Genomic DNA, 19,159 nt, shown 5'->3' with positions numbered 1-19,159 from the left:
GGCACGGTGTATATCATCTCTCATCTCTTCACTATGGATAGATTAAGGTATCGATTACGGCAGCCGCTCTGCGTTTTTATTTCTTTTTTTCTGATTGCCTCACTTCTGTCGGCGGCTCCGGTTAAAATTACTTTTTCTGCCGATAAACTCCAAGGATCGGGGGGAAAAGGACAAACCTCAACCTCACTGACCGGTAATGCAAAGGTAAGTGTAGATTCTCTCACTATTTACGGTGAGCGTATCGAACTATACGGTAAAGATTACCGGTATATTAAGGCAAGCGGGAGTGTAACCGGAGAAGATGCGGAAAAAGGCTTTACGTTTTCCGCCGCTTCGTTATCTTATGACCGCGAAACGGAAGTAGCTGAGTTTATGGGGCAAGCAAAGGTTGAGGATACCAAAAATAAGGTAGAAACAGCCGCCGAACGTATCGAATATAATCAAAAAAATGAAATTATCCTTTTACAAATGGCGGTAAAATTAAAGAGTAAAGATATTGCTTGCGACTCGCTTTTTGCCGTTTATAACCGGAACACTTCTATGCTTGAATTAACGGGGAAGCCAACGGTTAAGAAAGGGAAAGATGAATTTAAGGCTGCTCGAATTTCAGTCAATCTGGATACCGAGGATATTAAACTTGAAGGAAAGGTGAGCGGTTCGGTTACCGAAGAAAAAAAAGAAGAAACAAATAAAACGGAAACTCCTCCAAAGGAAGAAACAAAAACGCCATGAGTGACGGCCTTAACTATTTATCCGAAGAGGATACGATGCATCACGATATTGAGCGTTCCGAACAAAATACGGAAATAGCATTGCTGAACACCGAACCGTTTCAAGATGTCGAGAGTAATGATGAGCCGGTACGAAGCGATTTCTTGTATGCCTCTCGGTATTTTACCGATGCTTATATGTCTAAGAGCATATTACGTGTGGAGGGGTTGAATAAGTCATTCCATAAAAAACAAGCTGTCCGTGATGTCAGTTTTTCTATGACACAGGGAGAAGTTGTCGGACTGCTCGGCCCGAACGGAGCAGGAAAAACGACGAGCTTTTATATGATTGTCGGCTTTTATACGCCGAACTCCGGCGGGATATACCTCGATGACCGCTGTATTACCAATCTTCCGATGTATAAGCGAGCCCGCATCGGTATATCGTATTTGCCGCAGGAGGCTTCCGTATTCCGTAAACTCTCCGTCGAGCAAAATATCGATGCTATTTTGGAAACACGAAAAGATTTAAGCCGTGCGGAACGGAAGGAAAAACTTGATTCGCTCTTGGAAGAATTCGGAATCACCGCTAATCGGAAACAACCTGCATATACCTTGTCGGGAGGAGAGCGCCGGCGTACCGAAATTGCGCGGGCGCTTGCTATCGAACCGAAGTTTTTATTGCTCGACGAACCATTTGCCGGTATTGATCCGATTGCCGTACACGATATCAAGCTGATTATCCGATTGCTTGCCCACCAAAATATCGGAGTGCTTATTACCGATCACAATGTCCGCGACACCTTGGAAATTACCGACCGCGCCTATATTATCAATAAGGGCGAAATTGTCGAACAAGGGCCGCGTCAGAAGATATTGGAATCCGAGATTGCACGAAAGGTCTATCTCGGCGAAGAATTTAGAATGTAGGGAGATACTATGAAATATATTTGGATTATAGCCGGTTTCCTCTTTTTGGGACTCGGCTTACTCGGTGTGGCCTTGCCTATTTTGCCGACAACCCCCTTTGTGATTGTGTCGGTCTTTTGTTTTGCAAAAGGTTCAAAGCGTCTGCATCAATGGCTGCTTTCCACTAAGCTCTATCAAAATCATGTTAAACGATTTAATGAAACCCGCTCAATGACGCTTAAAAGTAAAATAGTTATTTTAGGGTTCGCTTCTTCAATGTTGATTGCCGGGTTTTATTTTTCAAAGAATATCTATGCCCGTATTATCATCATATTGCTGATATGCATAAAATATTATGTATTTATCTTTAAGATAAAAACCGCCCCCGACCCGACAAAAGAAACGGAAGCGATTTTTATTGATTCTGATCGGTAGAACCGGACGAGGTTTCTTCCTCGCTCAATGAGATTTCGTGTTCGGAGTAGAATTGCATAGAGAGCTTTTTTCCCATACCGTCTACCGCCAAGGTAAGGTCACAGTATTCGGGGCTGAGCGTTCCCGTCAATAGAGCCTGCGGTTTTGACATCGCAACCTTATATATTCCGGTGAGACCGTCAATAATGTATGCGCCGGTCTCATTTTGTATTATCTCTTCTCGACGAATAATAAATTGAAAAAATGAAGAGAACGGCATTTTTCCCAATTTGAATTTATCCGACCGTATTTCAATATCTCCCGATGGAAGTGCAGTTACGATCAGCATTACTTGGTTTTCAACAGATTCTTTGTCTATAGTACTGTAAATCGTTTTTTCTGCTCCATTGGAAAGAGCCTTAACATTGACTATTTGACGATATAACACAGTGCTTTCAGCGCTGAATACAAGAGTAGCGGCAGTCAAATAAAAAAAAGTTAATAAAATTTTCATGTGTTGTATCATAATAATGACATAAAAAATGTCAAGGTACGGTTACAAGTGTTATACACAAGACCTCAAACATAACCTGCCGCATTATTCCTTATAGACCAACTTGATGGGGCAATGGTCGGAACCCAATACATCGGCTTTAATTGATGATTCGCAAATATTCGGTAAAAAGGCGTTGTCTACACAGTGATAGTCTATTCTCCATCCGATGTTTTTCTCGCGGGCATGGAAACGGTAGCTCCACCACGTGTACTGATGAGGTTCCGCACAAAAATGCCGGAAGGTGTCGGTGTATCCCGCCTGCGTAAAGGTATCCATCCATGCCCGCTCTTCGGGTAGATAGCCGGGATTTTGCTCGTTTGCCTTTGGATTGGCAAGATCTATGGGGTTATGCGCAATATTGTAGTCCCCGCAGAGTACGATATGCCTGCCTTCTTTTTGCAGTGCATTACAAAACTCAAGCATCGCAGCGCAAAAATTGAGCTTATAGCCGAGCCGAGCTCCTCCTTCTTGGGAATTGGGAAAATAGGCGGAAATAATCGATACGGTCTTAAAATCGGCTACCAGCACTCGTCCCTCATCGTCAAAGGCGGGAGTGTTCATCGTGCGGATATTGAGCGGTTCTTTTTTGCAGAAGACGGCGGTTCCCGAATAGCCGGGCTTTTTTGCCGCCTGCCAATATGTTTTATAGACCCCTTCTTTCCAAACAGGGTTGATCAGTTCCGAAGTCAGCTGTTCTTTCCGAGCCTTTGTTTCCTGTAAACAAAGTACATCAGGGTTTTCGGTATAAAGCCATTCCAGAAAACCTTTTTTTTGGGCGGCGCGGATACCGTTTACGTTCCACGAAATAATTGAAGTCATAATCGGTATATGCCATAAAATCGTAAAATATGCAATGAGGTACTTCCTACAGTAGGCTGCGGGGAGAATACCGGAGGTACAGCAATTCGGCATAAAGAGAATGGGCTAAACTGCCGATATAAACGTAAGAGGGCATCGTAGATATGCAATGCCGTTAAGGAAGAGGAATATGTCAGCAAAGAAAATAGTCTTAATCGTAGCCGCCGCCGTTTTATTTGGAGCATGGTGTTTTGCCGCCGAAACGGACGGTGAAAGCAAATCCTTTGATGCGGATGTTGCAATCCGATTTTACGATCGCCGTGTATACTATCCCGGGAACGATGGAACGGAACCTATTTTTGTGAAGGTCTCTATTACCAATAAAGGGAGCAAACCATTGCGGTTTAAACTGGCAAACGATCGTATGTTTAGCATTGATTTTTCGGTACTGAATACCAAAAACAAGAGCCTTGCTCATACTGAGCCGTGGATTCGGAAACGGAATACCAATCAGCAGATTTATTTCCGGGAAATTACGATAGAGACCGGGGAAACGTATGCCTTTGTTGAAAACGTGAAAGATTATATTACGATTGAAAGTCCGGGCGCATATATGCTTTCTGCCAATTTTTATCCCGAATTAAAACGCCTCGGCGATTCCTCAGAAATGCATGTATCTTCCAATAGACTTGGACTTGAAATAAAACCTTCTCCTTCGGCCGCTGCCCTTGGCTCTGTTCCCATCGCATCGGTATCACGTGAAGTACTTCAACCTCAGCCGATTTCACCCGACAAGGTTATCAGCTATATGCTGACTGCTCGTCAAAAATCTCAGTGGGATCAATTCTTCCTGTATCTTGATATTGAACGCATGATTGCCCGTGATCCGATACGGAGCCGCAGATATAAGGCGGAAGCCGAAGCGGGACGTATTAGCATGCTTGACACTTATAAGCACGATCTTATGCAATCCCGTGCCGATAAAGATATCGCAATGATTCCGGTAGAGTTTACCGTTGAGCGGACAACCTACAGTGCAACCGAAGCTGAGGTTACGGTTATCGAATGGTTCGACTACACCAGCTTCCGCGAAAAGAAGCGCTTTACCTATAACCTTGCTTCCCGCGATGATATTTGGACGGTTTACGATTACAGTGTAGACAATCTTGGAACCGAATAAGCAGAAGAATATAGGCCGGTATTTTTTCGAATGTGTTATCTCTGTAGGGAGAGTATTCGTTCCGGAGCGGCGGTACGGAAGTATTAAAAAACGGCCTAATGTGTTAGCCCTGCTTCCGGTAATATTTGTTTCCATGCGTCCAAAAGCTCTGCAAAGCCGAACCGTGCATTTGCAGGGCTGGTAGACGGGAGCTTAATAGCCGAAATTCCAATATGCTTGATGCATACTTCGTATGCTTTCGTACCGTTTGCAAAGACTGCTTGGATCGGTGCTTCTTGGAAAATACTGCTTAAATCTGCCGGTATGATGGACTGCATACTTGCATCGGCGGATCCGGCAATAGTACAGGCGGTAACGGCATCGTACAACGCAATATGATGGTTTAACAGCATATGTATTTTTTCTTCTATTGTTTGCGGTGCCCGTACTTCCAGCAAAGCGGCAAGAAGCGGCCAAAATCTGTTCCGCGGATGACCGTAGTAGAATTCCTGCGCACGGGATGCGGCGGAGGGAAAAGAACCTAAAATAAGAATGCGTGATTCGGAGTTATATACCGGCGAAAAGGGATGTACAATTCTTTCAGACATTGTGTTAGAAAAACACAGAGTAAAAACCTCTAAAAACCGAACAAGGTTTTTAGAGGTTCCCTGTATTTTAAAATAATTCGGTATAGATTTTAATCAGCCGGTCTCTGTCAAGGAATACAAAATTGTTTGCCATCAGGCGCTGCTGGTTCGCAATAACACTGTCGGCAAATTCTGCAATCTGCTCTTTCTTCATGCCGTATTCGTGCAGCGGCTTTTTGGCGATCAGGCAGTTGAGCAGCTTTTCCAATGCGTCATAGACGTGTTCCGTATCGCAGCCGAGGATATCGGCCATAAACCGGTTAAGCTTTGCAATTTCGCCGTCTTTTTTAATTTCAAGGTAATTTTTCAAGACACCGGTAAACATCGCATAGTTTGATTCACCGTGAGCGACATGGAAGGTCGCACCGACCGGATAGCTCATTGCGTGAACCGCTGCACATCCTGCAATGCTGAAAGCGATACCTGCATAGTTAGATGCAAGCAAGAAATTGCTTAACAGCGGGAGCCGTGCATCATGGCCGTTTTTTTCAATTTCTTTATAGCCCTTTAAAATCATCTCGATAGCTTTGTATCCGAATAGCTTTGTGCTTTCCGTTGCCTTGGGCGAAAGCGATGATTCAACGGCATGTACCAATGCGTCGATGGAGCTCGTTGCAAAAAATTTAAACGGCAAGTCTTTCAGCAGTTCGGGAATCAACACCGCGTAGTCTCCGTACATTTCGTCGTGCGCAAGGCCTTTTTTCGTACCGCGCGCATTCAGCGAAAGTACCGCGATATTGGTTACTTCCGAGCCAGTGCCGCAGGTAGTCGGGACGATAATCAGCTCTTTGTTCTTCACGATTTCCTGCTTTCCGTCGTATAAGTCCAACACCGGTGAGGTGTGCTTTAAGGAGAAAAACTTTGAAATGTCGATGACGGTGCCACCGCCGATTGCGATAATACGCTTATAGCTGCCGTGTACATCTTTGTACATTGCTTCGACCATATCGTCGGAAGGTTCTCCCGCACCGTATTTTTCCTGAAAAAGCGTCGCGCAGGGCAGGTTCAATGCTCCGAAAAACGGTTTATAGATATACTCATTTGTGATAACAAGATCATCTTTTCCGAGCTTGAACGCTTCCGCAAATTCTTTCGCCGTTTCAAACTTGTGAATTTCAGGTTTTACCGCAAGTTGCTTCATTGTTTTTCATCTCCTATCTTTTCGTTAATTTCGTTTGCTCTATCCCAGAGGTCGCCTGCGCGGCCGTAAGAGCAGCAGCTGAACAAAACGGGGTCGCCATTTCGTTTAAACTGTTCTCCGACACCGACACACGCGGCTTCTTCAATGGATAGTTCTATTTCCCGTTTAATGGTTTTAATCCGGCAAGCGGTTTCGGTATGTGCTATCACTTCTACATCCGCGCCGGCTGCGATACCCATATTTTCCATCCGTCTTTTAAAATCGCGCGGGCCGCTTATTTTTTTGACGGTATAAACGGCGCAGGGCGCTTCTTGTAATGTCATCATATCATACCGAACCTTTCATACCGGTTAGACCGGTGTTACGCGGCCGTTTTGGTGTCGGACTTTTTTGCAAAAAGCTCGGTGCCTTCGATAACAACCCACAGGATAATGCCGACGAGCAGCGCCCATCCGGGGGTGTAGAAACAAAGTGCCGAAGCGATAACGCAGGCAATACCTCTTTCGTTACGGTTGGTACACATTGTCATACCGACGTTACCGCAGGCAAAGGCCTGAACACCCATCGTAATACCGAAGAATATGGCGAAAGCAGGACGGATAAGCGTAACGAGCGGCAAAATCAAAACAGCGATAACCGTTGCGGCACGGAACGTACAGACACCATCCCAGTAGCTGTGCAAGGTTTTGTATCCTCTCTTGTATCGTTCCGTAATGGTCAGTAAGCCTGATGCCCACAGCGGACCGCACATGGGAACCCACGGAGCAAAGAGCGACATGATGCCGTTACGCAGGAAAGACACGAGGTTTGAACGTCCGGCGTCGAAGATAACGGTTTCATCATTGCGGGTAGCGGTTGCTTCGGTAACAATTTCTTTTGCAAGAACGAAGTCTGAGAACGCAATAATATAGACGGTCAGTGCCATCGGCAATGCTGCCATAAAGAATTTTGCAGCCGGCAATCCTAAGCCGAAGATGGTGAAGTGCTCAAGCACAAAGCCGAAAGAAAGCGGCGTTAACCCCCATTGAATATTCGGCACGGCTATTTCTTTGATAAGGAACGGCGCCAATACGATGGCGAACACTTGTGCCGGAACAACGCCTTGGTTGCGGAGCGTATCCAATGTCTTGTTCTTTGAGGCGGCCTTTGCAAAGGTCGAGTTAAACAAGAAGAAGTAGGACATCAATACGGCTATGACAACGGTAATCGGCGCTTTGGGCATACGGGATTGGAATACGTTGATACCTGCGGTAACGCCGGCGCCCAATACGATACCCGCCTTAATGGAGCGTGGTACTGCATCGACCAGTTTACGCCCGATACCGGTTACGCCCATCACTAAGAAGAAAAGTGCGACAACCATTTGTAAAGCGATCATTGCATAAACGCGGTCGACATTTCCTGTTGCGTAGTTAGGCAGTTCCCATTGCGCCAAATACTTTAATGTAAGCGGGAGCGCAGGGGTAATCCATCCGGGTACGACGGGGTCGCCCAATAATGACGGCAGATAATAACAGATGGCGTTCAGTACGCCGAATGTCAGCGACATTAAAAAGACGCTGTTTTCCGTCATTCCCAGTGCGGCGATGTTTTCGGGATTGTCGAACCCGAAAGTTGTCATTGTGGTAGCGGTTCCTGCGCCGAGGCAGGCGACGCCGAGAAAGAATGCCGCGAGCATTTCCGTCCACGACCATTCGTGATGGATCAGTGGGATACGTAAATTGAACGGGCCGAGCGGAATGTACGGCTGTACGCCGCCGAATTCTCTCTTCTTTAAAGGAAATTTTCCTTCATTGAAGTGCTCAGGCATCTTTGCAGTTGCGGGTTGTTCACTCATGTGAGTCTCCTCCGTTTTGATGTATTTGTTATATATATATTATTATCGCATAAAAATACTGCTTTGTAAATTATTTTAAAAAAAGGCAGGGCTATCGACCCTGCCTTTTTTCATACATTGCACTCTTCTAACTACAACATGAGATAAACCGGTGTAGTTAAAGCGTGCTTAAAAGAGCTGTTACTCCTTAATCTTTGCGATATCCTTTGCAAGCTTTTTCTTCATTGCAAGGTTACCTTGGCGGGAGATCATGATGCGCTGTGCCTGCGGAGAACCTGCACCGTGCATAGACTCTGTGCGGTAACCGACTGCGGCGCTGCCGAGTGTCAGGTTTTCGATCAAGCGGAGAATGCGTAAGCGGTTCTCGGTAGAAACGGAAGCGACACCTTGCAAGTATTTAACGACGTACGGTCCGAGCTTTGGATCGCGCAGATCGGATTCTGCCGGAGCGGTAACCATCAAGCCGCCTGCGATGTCTTCTGCAAGACGTGCAATTTCGTACGGGAAGCGCGTAACGTTCTGCTTACAGACGTTGGCAAGCAGCAGGTCGATAAGGTAGTTACCGGATTTGGTCTTGGTACCTTCTGCCGAACAGGCGATACCGCAGCAGTACAGTGTTTCGTTCAGGTGGGTCATTTCAATCAGCTTGTCTTTAACGTGAGAAGCTTTCTGTGCGCCGTTGTAGTCTGCTGCAACCGCTGCCGCACCGATAAGAACGTCGCCGACGCCGACCTTGCATCCGCCGTAGGACTGGCGATGATATCCTGCAAAGCGTTCAACTAACATACCGGCAAATTCAAATTCGCCGTTCAGGAAGATGTGATCGTTCGGGATAAATACGTTATCGAAGATAACCAATGCTTCGGTTCCGCCGTAGGTGGAGTTACCGACATCGATTTCGGAACCTTCCAGCTTTCTGGTGTCGCAGCTCTGGCGTCCGACAATCATGAAGATACCTTTCGCATCGGTCGGGCAGGCAAACGCTACCGCGTAGTCTTTGTCATCTTCGCCCATTGCGATGGTCGGCATAACGATAACTTCGTGCGAGTTGATAAAACCGGTTTGGTGCGCTTTTGCACCACGAACGACGATACCGTCGGCTCTCCGTTCTACGACATGGAGGTATAAGTCGGGATCGGTCTGAGCATGGGGCGCCAGAGAGCGGTCGCCTTTGGGGTCGGTCATTGCACCGTCTACGGTCAGGTCTTCATCCTGAACATGCTGGATAAACTTTTTGAAGTTTTCATGATAGTGAGTTCCATATTTTTCATCGAGCTCATACGTTGTGCTGTAAACGGCGTTAAACGCATCCATACCGACGCAGCGCTGGAAGCAAGCCGCTGTTTTTTGTCCGCAAAGCCGCTGCATCTTTACCTTTTTAATCAGATCCTCAGGACTCTGATGAATGTGTGTGAAACGGTTGATCTTCTTTCCGGTCAAAGAAGATTTAACGGTCATTAAATCTTCATATTCCGGCATCTGAGCCAGATCATAAGTAGCCTTCACCGAGTTCAGGGACGGTCGAAGAATCGGATTGTCAACAACATTGTCAACCTTTTTTCCGAACATGTAAACCTGCAAATTCAGTTTACGCATACTCTCAACATACTGTTCGCCTGTCATAAGTGCCATGTGCATACTCCTTACTTTGTTTATTTGTCTATCAGGATAGACGTCTTATTAATTTATAAAGCAATTTTTATGCCAACGTAATGTATATCGAATGTGTTATACCTTTTTTTAATTATTCTCCCTGATGTATTTACCGGTCTACTAGACAAGATTTCTCTCAGGAAAGGATGATCAATGTTTTTGCCGTCATCTTATTTTTTTTCGTTCGTGTGGAGTGGTTATTACCTGACGTTTTACATCTGCGCTCTGCATCGGGGATGATGCTTGGTTCATTTATGAGTCAATCAAGGAGAATGGTTTATAAATGAACCAAAATATTGAGCGGAGTGTAATCTGTAAAGTTAGATATAGTTTACATTTAGGCTGTTTGTACTGCTGCTGATGGAACTCATGGAAATGCTAAAAAGCCGCTTTTTTTTCAAACACACCATAATTTATCGATATAAAATATAGCAAAATGCAGTATTGTTTTTCTTACCTTACGGCGAAGTCTTTGAAGGACAGTGTTGTGAAGGTTTGTTTTGGAAGAAGGGTAAGCGTATCAGGCAAAATAGACAAAAGCGCAGAATAATGGAGGTTGTGAGACCATTTGAACCGCGAAGAGGTTCAATTCTGGTTGAACAACCTCCACTTATTCTGGGGGCTGTTTAAAGAATAGTCTGATATGCTTACCCTGATATTTTAGAGGTTGGCATAAAAATTGCTTATAAAATAAATAACCCGTAGTGTCAAATGACCTTCGCGGTAAATGATAAAGTCTTGATTTAATAAAAGGCTTTAAGGGGGGAATTTTTTATGACAGATGCGCAGATGCAATTCAAAAGCCGCTATCGTGAGTACGGCGGTGAGCAAGCGTATTGGCCGGCGGGACCGTTTAAGATTCGGTTGCCTTTTATTCACTATGCATGGTCTTTTCCGGAGATGTTCCAGGCGCTCTTTATGTGCGCGACCTGTTTGGGGGCTATTCCGGTATTGACCGAAGTGCTGGGCGTCAGCTACGACGTAGCGTTGTCGATGGTTATCATCAACGGTTTCTTCTACACGCTCCACGTATTACTCGGCGACCCTGTTGTTCCGGGATGGGTTACTCCGGCAATTCCGCTGATTACGGCCTTCTTAACAAACGGTTATGTAATGGGACCGGAGCGGACGCAGGCCTTGGTTGCCGTTCAAATGTGTCTCGGTCTTATCTTTTTGGTATTCGGTATCACCGGTTTGGGCGGTAAGATGGTTAAAGTCGTACCGAATTCCGTTAAAGCCGGCGTTCTGATGGGCGGCGGTATTGCTGCTGTTCTCGGTGAATTTAAAGCAAACGGCCGTTTCGATAAATATCCGATTTCCGTTGCGATTGGTATTGCCGTTGCGTATTTCTGCTTATTCAGTCCGATCTGGGCGGATATGCGAAGGAAAAATAAGATCATCGATGCTATCGGTAAATTCGGTATGCTTCCTGCAATTTTAGTCGGCGTTATTGTCGGTCCTATTGCCGGAGAGTTTGCTATTCCGCACGTACAGTGGTGGCCGCTTATCAAGGTGCCCGATTTTGCGGATATTTGGAATCAACTTTCTCCGTTCGCCATCGGATGGCCGAGCATGAAAATTTGGGCTGCAGCAGTGCCTGTAGCAATCGTTACCTATATTATTGCATTCGGTGACTTTGTTACGTCGGAAGCGCTTATTCACGAAGCTGATGAAGTCCGGCAGGATGAAAAAATTGACTTTAACGCGAACCGTTCAAACCTCGTTAGCGGCGTCCGTAACGTGGCAATGGCAATGACTTGTCCGTATACTCAGATGTGCGGTCCGCTTTGGGCAGCTGTTACTGCAGCGGTTTCGCAGCGTTACAAGGAAAGCCCCAAGTCTATGGAATCAATCTATAGCGGTTTCGGTACTTTCCGTCTTTCAACTTTCGTTGCCGTTGCGCTGTTGCCGATTTCGTCTTTGTTGCAGCCGGTTCTCCCTGTTGCGCTTTCGTTAACGCTTATCGTTCAGGGATATATTTGTACGCAGCTTGCAATGAATATGTGCAAAACTAATATTGAACGCGGTATTTGCGGCGTTATGGGTGCCGTCTTAGCAATGCGCGGTGCTGCTTGGGGGCTCGTCGTCGGACTTATCCTTTTTGCAATGCTCTATGAATCAAATAAAAAAGAGACTGCAAAGCAAGCTGAAAAGGCAGAGAATTAAAAATCATCTCTAAAAGCTGACGTGAGTTTTTAGGGATAGAGGTACAGCCGGTTTGCTTCTTCATTCGAGATGATCGAGAGGAAGGAGCCGGCAGTTTTTAAGGTAACAATGGTTGTCCCGAAAGATACTGTTGTCAGCTTTGCTGATGAGGCATTTTTTAAAAATCTACCTGAGCTTTTAAAAGATGTCCTATACCGTATTTCAAAATGGGTGTGGTAAAGGAGAAGCCGGTATGTACGAAGAACTGGAAAAGACATTAGATACCTATGTACGCCCGCTGCTGAGAACTCACGGCGGTGATATGGAAGTGGTGGATTTTACGGACGGTGTAGTTAAGTTCAAATTACACGGGCATTGTGCGGGTTGTCCCGCTGCCGACTTCACAACGGAAAATCTTATCCAATCTGAGCTGATGGAACACATGCCTGAAGTAAAGCAAGCCGTTTTAATACAGGAAGTGAGTCAGAGTTTATTGGATGAGGCTCGATCTATTTTAAAACAGCGCCATGGCGGATAAAATACCGATAGGCGTACGTTATTGCGGGGGCTGTAACAACCGGTATGACCGTGTTGCCGTTATCCGCCGCCTCGAAACGTTGGTGCCGGATGTTGAGTTCGTAACGGCACAGGCGGGAACTTCATATCCTGCAGCGCTTATCGTTGCAGGCTGTCCGGCGGATTGTGCGAAGCGCGATGATATTTCCGTACCGGCAGGCCGCCTTTTTAAAATCGGCGGCTGGGAAGACCTTTTATCGGCGCGGGACTTTATTAAAGCTGCCTGCGAAGAAGCGCGTGCAAAACAAGAGGCACGTTCGTTAACCCATGAACAGGTGTTGGAAATACTGCCGCAGCGGCCGCCGATGCTGTTTATCGACACGGTATCTACGCTTGTTCCCGGTAAGGAAGTTAAGGCAACCTTTTATGTTACGTCTGAGTTGAGTTTGTTAAAAGGGCACTTTCCCGATAATCCGATATTTCCGGGAGTGTGCGCCGTAGAAGCGATTGCTCAGGCTGCGGATATTTTGTTGTTGACGCTCGATCGGTATGCCGGAAAAACACCGCTCTTTATGGGAATTAAAAAAGCAAACTTTCGCAAGAAAATTCTTTTAGGCGATACGCTTGAAATCTACAGTACGCTGTTGGAAGAGCGGGCGGAATTAGGTTGGGTCAGCTGCCGCGGCCAAATTTTTTCAGGCGGCGATTTAGCTGCCGATGCCGAAATAACCCTTGCCATGCGGTGAGGTATAAAAATTTAATGAAAGGAGTATTGTATGTCAGATTGGAAGAAGTATTATCAGGAGCATTTGACAACCGCTGCAGAGGCTGTCAAGCACATTAAGTCGGGTAACCGCGTTGTGCTGGCTCATGCGTGCGGTGAACCGTCCCATTTGGTGAATGCGATGATGGATAACGCTGCGGCATATAAAAATGTCGAAATTGTCCACATGGTTGCGATGGGCGGCAGTAAGTATTGTCAGCCGGAATATGCCGAAAACTTTCGGCACAACGCGCTGTTTGTCGGCGGCGGCACACGCGAGGCCGTTGCTGCAGGACGTGCGGATTATACGCCCTGTTTCTTTTCTGAAATTCCCCGGCTGTTCAGCACCACATTACCGGTCGATGTTGCGATGGTAACCGTGAGTCAGCCCGATGAGAACGGTATGTGTTCACTCGGTGTATCCGTCGATTATACACAAGAAGCGGTAAAAAAGGCGAAGGTGGTTATCGCTCAGGTTAATAAAGAGATGCCGTGGACAGGCCCGAACAGCCTTGTTTCGGTACAGGATCTTGATTTTATCGTCGAACATGACGAGCCGCTCATCGAGCTGCAGCCGCCCAAGATCGGCGATATAGAAAGAGCAATCGGTGAATACTGTGCTTCCTTGATTCCCGACGGTTCAACACTCCAGCTCGGTATCGGTGCAATTCCGGACGCTGTTTTGTTATTCTTAAAGGGTAAGAAGGATTTGGGTATCCACTCCGAAATGTTCTCGGACGGTGTACTTGAACTGGCCAATGCCGGTGTTATTACCAACAAGAAAAAGACACTGCATCCCGGAAAATTTGTTGTTACCTTCTTGATGGGAACAAAGAAACTGTATGATTTTGTTAACCATAACCCCGATGTCGATATGCGGCCGGTTGACTATGTTAATAATCCCTACGTTATCGCTCAAAACGAACATTTGATTTCGATCAACTCCTGCGTGCAGGTTGATTTGATGGGACAGGTTGCTTCCGAAACCATCGGCCCCAAGCAGTTCTCCGGTGTCGGCGGACAGGTTGACTTTGTGCGCGGTGCATCTGCAAGCAAGGGTGGCGTTTCGATTATGGCAATGCCGGCAACGGTAAAGGGAAAGATTTCAAAGATCGTTCCGCTGTTGGATGAAGGCGCTGCCGTTACCACGAGCCGCAACGATGTGGACTATGTCGTTACCGAATACGGCATCGCAGCGCTGAAAGGCTTGACATTAAAGCAGCGTGCGCATAATCTGATTGCAATTGCGCATCCCGATTTCCGCGAAGAATTAAAAGCTGAATTCGAAAAGCGCTTTAACTGCAAATACTAAGTATCAACGGCTTGCCCCGTGCTGTATAGTAAACCTGTTCGGAAACTTCCGTTTCTGAACAGGGTACCTTGAAATACGATGTTCTAAATCGTGCTATTTGTGCGATTTAGAACTCGACGACCTATTCGAAAACGCAGTTATCGAATAGGTCTAGTATTTGAGCGGTGCAAGCCGGAACGCCCAATTAAAAATTGAAGATTCGGAGATGAAAATGACAAATCTTGAACAATATGACCGCATTTTTTTACAAAATTTTCCGGTGAAACAAGAGGATTTACCCGGATTAAAGTACCGCGGTTTGAAAGAATGGGATTCGGTTGGGCACATGGATTTGGTAGGCCTTATCGAAGAAACGTTCGGAATTAATTTAAGTACGCTGGATGTTTTGGAATTTTCAACTTACGAGAAAGGCAAAACGATCCTTGCGAAATACGGTGTAGAGATTTAAGTGTCTGCCGTAGCGATTTCGGTGTGGATGGAACCTTTAGCCGAAAGCAACTGCTATATTATATACGAACATAACGAAAGGCACGGGAACGAGGTCGCTCCCTGCGTGGTGATTGATCCGAATGACCCTGCGGGGTCGCTTTCGGTGCTGGAGCAAAAAGGCTTACGGCCTGAATGGATACTTTTAACGCATGAGCACTGCGACCATACGGCCGGTTTGGAGCCGATGAGGGCGCGTTTTCCCGATGCGCAGGTAATGGCGAGCGAGCAGTGTAATGTCGGGATGCAGAATGCGCGGCTCAATATGTCGCGGATGATGGAGGTGTATCTCACCTTTTTCGGCAAGTCGGGCGTGTCCTATGCTCCGTTTGTGTGCCGTCCTGCGGATAAAACATATAGCGAGGCCTGTACGCTGGACTGGCGCGGGCATACGTTTCGCTTTGTGCCGTTGCCCGGGCATACCGCAGGCAGCGTCGGTATTTTTCTTGATGACGATATCTTTTTTTCGGGCGATTATTTGTTGCCGGGCAGGGAAGTGATTTTGCGGCTTCCCGGCGGCAGCGAAAAAGACTATCGTGAAATCACGGAACCCTTCTTAGCAACATTACCGGTCGGTATTCATATTTACCCCGGCCACGGCAAGGATTATCATTATCATGACCATAGATGAATTCATACAGCTGAAACCGTATTCATTGACGCATCAAGAAAAAGCGGCGGCATACACCGAGCTGCTGACGGAACGGACGGCTTTTCACCGTAACCATTGCGAGCCGTATGGACGGCTGTTAAAGGCCTTAGGGATTCCGGAGAATGCTGCTTTTTCGGCGGAGACGGCGCCGATGCTGCCGGTGTCGGTTTTTAAGGAGCTTCCGCTCAAGAGTGTTCCCGAAGAGGCGGTGTTTAAAACGCTCACCTCATCGGGAACGACCGGCCAGCGTGTTTCGCAGATTTATTTGGATGCGGAAACGGCGGCGAATCAGCAGCAGGTGCTGTACCGGATTATTGCCGATTTTGCCGGTGGAAACAGAATTCCCTATTTAGTGTTCGATACGAAAAAAACGCTGCGGGACAGGAAGATGTTTTCGGCACGGGGAGCCGGTATTTTGGGCTTCTCTTTGTTGGCGTCCCGTACCTGTTACGCACTTGACGAAAATATGGAGCTGGATATTCCGGCTGTTCAACACTTTCTTGCCGAACATGCAAACGAGCCGGTGCTCGCCTTCGGTTTTACCTTTATCATCTATAAACACGTAATCCGTGTTCTTGAAGAAAAAAAGGTATGCCTTGATATTCCGAATGGGATACTGATACACGGCGGCGGCTGGAAGAACCTCATTAACGAAGCGGTTTCTCCGGAAGAGTTTAAAGCACGGATAACCGCTGCAACCGGCATTGCGCGCATCAGCAACTATTACGGTATGGCGGAACAAACGGGCTGTATTTATATGGAATGTCCTGAAGGGCATCTGCACGCAAGTATTTGGTCTGACGTGCTTTTTAGGCGGGCAAAGGATTTCAGCCTGTGCGGCATCGGGGAGCAGGGGATTGTACAAGTACTGTCGCCGCTGCCCGGTTCATACCCGGGACATTCGCTGTTGACTGAGGATACGGGTGTGTTGTTGGGAGAGGATGACTGTCCCTGCGGGCGGCTCGGTAAGTATTTTTCCATTACCGGACGTATCCCTCGGGCGGAGATACGCGGGTGCAGTGACACGTATGAGCAGCTCTAAAACTTGGTTAGATTTTTAGAGCTGCCCTTTTTACCGCGCAATAGGGCCGATACAAACCCCAATCAATCAATAACTTTTCCTTTAAAACGCTGTCTCGTTTGCTCTTTATCCTTTTTTTATTTTGCCGATATTGATTACGGGGAATATACTATGAAAAAGCGGATACCGATAGTGCTTTTATGCTGCACTATGCTCTGTGGTGCGGTATATGCAAAAACAATCGGTTTTGCTTGTATCTATAATTCCGATGCACCGTCCGGAGCAGCTGAACTGACGACAGCGCTCGAAACCGAGCTTTTTGAATTCTGTTTTGACCGAGGGGTGGTAACAACCAGTGTCGAATGTACAGCGGAAAACTATGAACGGTACAAAGATACTGCTTCTTTGCTCAAGCGGTTCGATTCATCGGTTGACTATGTGGCGGTGTTGTATTGTGAATATAAACAGGCATTGAACAATACCGTCCATAGACAGAGACCGGCTGTTGAATGGAAGAACCTTGAATGGAAGTTCATTGATTTTTCCTCCCAAAAAATCATTTTTGAAGAAAAGATCGATCCGAAAACAATGTCGGAAAACGAATTGAAACAAAAAATAAAAAGCGCCGGTCAATCTATCGGTACCAGTATGTTGGAAACTTTATAGAGGTGAAAAGGGGATACAGATGATTAAAAAAATAATGACTGTCCTAAGTATGTTACTACTAAGCACTGCACTGACGTGGGCAGTATGGGAAGGTAATGCTGCTGCGGGATCACAAGAAGAGTTCCCTACAGGGCTTTTTGCTTCCAGTGATTTATTCCCTAAATATACGCTTATCGAAATCACCAATTTGGAACAAAATATAACATCCCGTGCAGTTGTTATCAATAATGAGGGAGCACAGGGAGTATTAGTAAAGGTGTCTCCTGATTTAGCAAAAATTTTGGCAATCAAAGAGGGGCGTACCGTGCGTGTTCGTGTTTCCATACCTCCGCTTGTAGCCGAGGAAGGTGCCGATCCGGTACTGTTAGGTAAAGTTGAAGAGAGGCAGCTTGCCCCAACGGCGGCTCCTGAAAAACCGGCAGAAGAGACTCCTCAAGATTACCCTGCAGAGGCTGTCCCCATAGAGGAACCGATACAACCAGCAGAAAAACCGATACAAGAGGATAACAACCGGAAAGATCCGTATGAAGAACCTATTCAAAACGAAGCCCCTATTCAGAATGAACCTGCACCTCCTCCGGAAGTGTCCGAACCGGTACAGCCGGCAGTGGAACCGGAAGTAGCTGAACCGGTGAAGCCGGCAATTGAACCAAAGGTAGAAAAAACCGAAGAAGTTATACCGATAACGGTAGCTGAAGTTGAAACGCCGGTGCAAACGGTACAACCGGAACCGGAAGAACCAGTGTCTCCGATTGCCGAAGTTGAAGAGCCTACCCAACCTGAAGTGGTGCCGGCAGAACCTACTGCGCCTGTAGCCGAAGTATCGGAACCTGTTTTACCGGAACCGGAGATCGTACCGGCTCCTGCTGCCGTTTCCGAGGTAACCGAACCCATAGAACTTGTTCCATCATCCGAATATTCCGCAGAGGCTGAAAAACCGGTATTGGATGCTCCCCCCATTCAAAAGCCCCCGATAGAAGCGGGGGGCGAATCTTCCGGAGAGTATACAAAACCGGTAGTGCAAGTTGCAGAAATAGCCGTTCCGGCGACCGCTTCGGAGCTAGATGCGTTACTTTCACCGGTGCCGGAAGTGTCAACTCCGATTGAACCGGAACCGGTAACGGTCGATGAAGCTGAGCTTGAAAAAGACACGGAAGAGCCTACAGTTGAGCCGAAGCTTCCTGCCGTTGAACCTAATGAAGAACCGGCGGAAGAGTCGGATGAGCTGCAAGACGAACCGGAAGTTGTTATCGCTGAGGAAGCTCTTGCAGAGCAAGAACCCAAGGATGACACTACGGATGATGACTTGATTACAGAAAATCAGGTTATACTCGTACCGTCGGAACCGCGGGTACCGATGAAAGAATATATCCCTGTTCCCAAAGAACCTGAAAAGCCGGCTTTGCCTGCTGCGGCACCGGTGGTTACACAGCCTGCCGAAGAACTCTATACTGCCAATGTCCTTACAAAGGGAGCATTTTATGTGCAGATAGGCCGGTTTAAGGATATGCTGAATGTGGAAAGTTTTGTACAGCGGTATGGTAAACAGTATCCGATTGCGGTAGAAAAATCTTCTACGGCACAAGAGGTGTTCTATAAGGTATATGTCGGACCGCTGAAAAAAGATGAACAGGGCGCAACATTGGAAACCTTCCAAAAATTAGGCTTTAAGGATGCGTTCTTAAAAAAAGCTCCCTAAACTAAAATACAACGCGGTACAGGGCGGCCTCTCACGATAACCAAGACTTGAGCGGCGCTCTAGCATATAAGGGGT

21 protein-coding genes are annotated in these 19,159 nt (G+C 46.7%); 14 read left to right on the top strand and 7 right to left on the bottom strand.

The window, feature by feature from the left end:
* The first annotated feature begins 33 nt into the window (after positions 1–33).
* The 3 genes from QI63_RS11540 to QI63_RS11530 all read left to right on the top strand — a co-directional run bounded on the left by QI63_RS11540 (position 34) and on the right by QI63_RS11530 (position 2,054).
* Positions 34–732 carry an LPS ABC transporter substrate-binding protein LptA gene (locus QI63_RS11540; RefSeq protein ID WP_044016566.1) on the top strand — a complete coding sequence of 233 codons (699 nt, stop codon included), beginning with the start codon at positions 34–36 and terminating at the stop codon, positions 730–732.
* 176 nt (positions 733–908) lie between these two features.
* Positions 909–1,640 (top strand): LPS export ABC transporter ATP-binding protein, encoded by a 732-nt coding sequence (gene lptB, locus QI63_RS11535; RefSeq protein WP_235619814.1) that lies wholly within the window; start codon positions 909–911, stop codon positions 1,638–1,640.
* Between the two features lie 9 nt (positions 1,641–1,649).
* Positions 1,650–2,054, top strand: a complete 405-nt coding sequence (locus QI63_RS11530) for a YbaN family protein (RefSeq protein WP_044016562.1) — start codon at positions 1,650–1,652, stop codon at positions 2,052–2,054.
* Here the strand turns inward: QI63_RS11530 and QI63_RS11525 are convergent.
* Both QI63_RS11525 and QI63_RS11520 read right to left on the bottom strand, forming a co-directional pair.
* The gene (locus QI63_RS11525; protein ID WP_044016560.1) at positions 2,035–2,547 is read right to left on the bottom strand and encodes a hypothetical protein; all 513 of its coding nucleotides are present in this window, start codon (positions 2,545–2,547) and stop codon (positions 2,035–2,037) included. The two genes, QI63_RS11530 and QI63_RS11525, sit on opposite strands and share 20 nt — an antisense overlap.
* 84 nt (positions 2,548–2,631) lie before the next feature.
* The gene (locus tag QI63_RS11520) at positions 2,632–3,408 is read right to left on the bottom strand and encodes an exodeoxyribonuclease III (RefSeq protein WP_044017386.1); all 777 of its coding nucleotides are present in this window, start codon (positions 3,406–3,408) and stop codon (positions 2,632–2,634) included.
* A 169-nt stretch (positions 3,409–3,577) separates the two neighbouring features.
* Between QI63_RS11520 and QI63_RS11515 the strand changes: the two genes are divergently transcribed.
* The gene (locus QI63_RS11515) at positions 3,578–4,567 is read left to right on the top strand and encodes a hypothetical protein (protein ID WP_044016558.1); all 990 of its coding nucleotides are present in this window, start codon (positions 3,578–3,580) and stop codon (positions 4,565–4,567) included.
* A 95-nt stretch (positions 4,568–4,662) separates the two neighbouring features.
* Here the strand turns inward: QI63_RS11515 and QI63_RS11510 are convergent, their stop codons facing one another.
* The 5 genes from QI63_RS11510 to QI63_RS11490 form a co-directional block, all read right to left on the bottom strand.
* Complete coding sequence (locus QI63_RS11510; protein WP_044016556.1) at positions 4,663–5,154, bottom strand: DNA-deoxyinosine glycosylase; 492 nt, start codon at positions 5,152–5,154, stop codon at positions 4,663–4,665.
* A 67-nt stretch (positions 5,155–5,221) separates the two neighbouring features.
* Positions 5,222–6,334, bottom strand: a complete 1,113-nt coding sequence (locus QI63_RS11505; RefSeq protein WP_044016554.1) for a 4-hydroxybutyrate dehydrogenase — start codon at positions 6,332–6,334, stop codon at positions 5,222–5,224.
* Positions 6,331–6,660, bottom strand: a complete 330-nt coding sequence (locus tag QI63_RS11500; protein ID WP_044016552.1) for a ferrous iron transport protein A — start codon at positions 6,658–6,660, stop codon at positions 6,331–6,333. The genes QI63_RS11505 and QI63_RS11500 overlap by 4 nt, the downstream gene beginning before the upstream one ends.
* A gap of 35 nt (positions 6,661–6,695) precedes the next feature.
* A complete protein-coding gene (locus tag QI63_RS11495) occupies positions 6,696–8,171 on the bottom strand; it encodes a hypothetical protein (RefSeq protein WP_081984443.1) in 1,476 nt (491 codons plus the stop codon).
* A 180-nt stretch (positions 8,172–8,351) separates the two neighbouring features.
* The gene (locus QI63_RS11490) at positions 8,352–9,803 is read right to left on the bottom strand and encodes a 4-hydroxyphenylacetate 3-hydroxylase family protein (protein ID WP_006188709.1); all 1,452 of its coding nucleotides are present in this window, start codon (positions 9,801–9,803) and stop codon (positions 8,352–8,354) included.
* A 795-nt stretch (positions 9,804–10,598) separates the two neighbouring features.
* Here QI63_RS11490 and QI63_RS11485 point away from each other — a divergent pair.
* From QI63_RS11485 to QI63_RS11445, 10 genes are all read left to right on the top strand, one after another.
* Positions 10,599–11,990, top strand: a complete 1,392-nt coding sequence (locus tag QI63_RS11485) for a hypothetical protein (protein ID WP_200877756.1) — start codon at positions 10,599–10,601, stop codon at positions 11,988–11,990.
* A 69-nt stretch (positions 11,991–12,059) separates the two neighbouring features.
* Positions 12,060–12,209, top strand: a complete 150-nt coding sequence (locus tag QI63_RS13145) for a hypothetical protein (protein WP_215904695.1) — start codon at positions 12,060–12,062, stop codon at positions 12,207–12,209.
* A 13-nt stretch (positions 12,210–12,222) separates the two neighbouring features.
* Entirely contained in the window at positions 12,223–12,507 is a 285-nt protein-coding gene (locus QI63_RS11480; RefSeq protein WP_044016549.1) for a NifU family protein, read from the top strand.
* Positions 12,497–13,231, top strand: a complete 735-nt coding sequence (locus QI63_RS11475; RefSeq protein ID WP_044016547.1) for a 3-hydroxyacyl-ACP dehydratase FabZ family protein — start codon at positions 12,497–12,499, stop codon at positions 13,229–13,231. Before QI63_RS11480 ends, QI63_RS11475 begins: the two co-directional genes overlap by 11 nt.
* Before the next feature lie 30 nt (positions 13,232–13,261).
* Entirely contained in the window at positions 13,262–14,560 is a 1,299-nt protein-coding gene (locus QI63_RS11470; protein ID WP_044016546.1) for an acetyl-CoA hydrolase/transferase family protein, read from the top strand.
* A 211-nt stretch (positions 14,561–14,771) separates the two neighbouring features.
* Positions 14,772–15,008 (top strand): acyl carrier protein, encoded by a 237-nt coding sequence (locus QI63_RS11465; RefSeq protein WP_044016543.1) that lies wholly within the window; start codon positions 14,772–14,774, stop codon positions 15,006–15,008.
* Positions 15,009–15,677 (top strand): MBL fold metallo-hydrolase, encoded by a 669-nt coding sequence (locus QI63_RS11460; RefSeq protein ID WP_052185560.1) that lies wholly within the window; start codon positions 15,009–15,011, stop codon positions 15,675–15,677.
* Positions 15,664–16,740, top strand: a complete 1,077-nt coding sequence (locus QI63_RS11455) for a LuxE/PaaK family acyltransferase (protein WP_044016541.1) — start codon at positions 15,664–15,666, stop codon at positions 16,738–16,740. The genes QI63_RS11460 and QI63_RS11455 overlap by 14 nt, the downstream gene beginning before the upstream one ends.
* 150 nt (positions 16,741–16,890) lie before the next feature.
* Positions 16,891–17,385, top strand: a complete 495-nt coding sequence (locus QI63_RS11450; protein ID WP_044016539.1) for a hypothetical protein — start codon at positions 16,891–16,893, stop codon at positions 17,383–17,385.
* Positions 17,386–17,404: 19 nt separating this feature from the next.
* Positions 17,405–19,084, top strand: coding sequence for an SPOR domain-containing protein (locus tag QI63_RS11445; RefSeq protein WP_044016537.1), 1,680 nt, complete (start codon positions 17,405–17,407; stop codon positions 19,082–19,084).
* Positions 19,085–19,159 lie beyond the last annotated feature (75 nt).

Origin of the sequence: Treponema sp. OMZ 838 (genome assembly GCF_000775995.1) — a bacterium.
Lineage (GTDB): Bacteria > Spirochaetota > Spirochaetia > Treponematales > Treponemataceae > Treponema.
Note: the sequence above shows the minus strand (reverse complement) of the source record. Positions and strands in the feature narration are given on the sequence as shown.

What these genes read in the sequence shown, in the direction of transcription:
- QI63_RS11515 (WP_044016558.1), top strand. Translation starts at nt 3,578, where the DNA reads ATGTCAGCAAAGAAAATAGTCTTAATCGTAGCCGCCGCCGTTTTATTT.
- QI63_RS11450 (WP_044016539.1), top strand. Translation starts at nt 16,891, where the DNA reads ATGAAAAAGCGGATACCGATAGTGCTTTTATGCTGCACTATGCTCTGT.
- QI63_RS11510 (WP_044016556.1), bottom strand. Translation starts at nt 5,154, where the DNA reads ATGTCTGAAAGAATTGTACATCCCTTTTCGCCGGTATATAACTCCGAA.
- QI63_RS11490 (WP_006188709.1), bottom strand. Translation starts at nt 9,803, where the DNA reads ATGGCACTTATGACAGGCGAACAGTATGTTGAGAGTATGCGTAAACTG.
- QI63_RS11455 (WP_044016541.1), top strand. Translation starts at nt 15,664, where the DNA reads ATGACCATAGATGAATTCATACAGCTGAAACCGTATTCATTGACGCAT.
- QI63_RS11470 (WP_044016546.1), top strand. Translation starts at nt 13,262, where the DNA reads ATGTCAGATTGGAAGAAGTATTATCAGGAGCATTTGACAACCGCTGCA.
- QI63_RS11530 (WP_044016562.1), top strand. Translation starts at nt 1,650, where the DNA reads ATGAAATATATTTGGATTATAGCCGGTTTCCTCTTTTTGGGACTCGGC.
- QI63_RS11485 (WP_200877756.1), top strand. Translation starts at nt 10,599, where the DNA reads ATGACAGATGCGCAGATGCAATTCAAAAGCCGCTATCGTGAGTACGGC.
- QI63_RS11475 (WP_044016547.1), top strand. Translation starts at nt 12,497, where the DNA reads ATGGCGGATAAAATACCGATAGGCGTACGTTATTGCGGGGGCTGTAAC.
- QI63_RS11495 (WP_081984443.1), bottom strand. Translation starts at nt 8,171, where the DNA reads ATGAGTGAACAACCCGCAACTGCAAAGATGCCTGAGCACTTCAATGAA.
- QI63_RS13145 (WP_215904695.1), top strand. Translation starts at nt 12,060, where the DNA reads ATGATCGAGAGGAAGGAGCCGGCAGTTTTTAAGGTAACAATGGTTGTC.
- QI63_RS11480 (WP_044016549.1), top strand. Translation starts at nt 12,223, where the DNA reads ATGTACGAAGAACTGGAAAAGACATTAGATACCTATGTACGCCCGCTG.
- QI63_RS11520 (WP_044017386.1), bottom strand. Translation starts at nt 3,408, where the DNA reads ATGACTTCAATTATTTCGTGGAACGTAAACGGTATCCGCGCCGCCCAA.
- QI63_RS11465 (WP_044016543.1), top strand. Translation starts at nt 14,772, where the DNA reads ATGACAAATCTTGAACAATATGACCGCATTTTTTTACAAAATTTTCCG.
- QI63_RS11525 (WP_044016560.1), bottom strand. Translation starts at nt 2,547, where the DNA reads ATGAAAATTTTATTAACTTTTTTTTATTTGACTGCCGCTACTCTTGTA.
- QI63_RS11540 (WP_044016566.1), top strand. Translation starts at nt 34, where the DNA reads ATGGATAGATTAAGGTATCGATTACGGCAGCCGCTCTGCGTTTTTATT.
- QI63_RS11505 (WP_044016554.1), bottom strand. Translation starts at nt 6,334, where the DNA reads ATGAAGCAACTTGCGGTAAAACCTGAAATTCACAAGTTTGAAACGGCG.
- lptB (WP_235619814.1), top strand. Translation starts at nt 909, where the DNA reads ATGTCTAAGAGCATATTACGTGTGGAGGGGTTGAATAAGTCATTCCAT.
- QI63_RS11445 (WP_044016537.1), top strand. Translation starts at nt 17,405, where the DNA reads ATGATTAAAAAAATAATGACTGTCCTAAGTATGTTACTACTAAGCACT.
- QI63_RS11500 (WP_044016552.1), bottom strand. Translation starts at nt 6,660, where the DNA reads ATGATGACATTACAAGAAGCGCCCTGCGCCGTTTATACCGTCAAAAAA.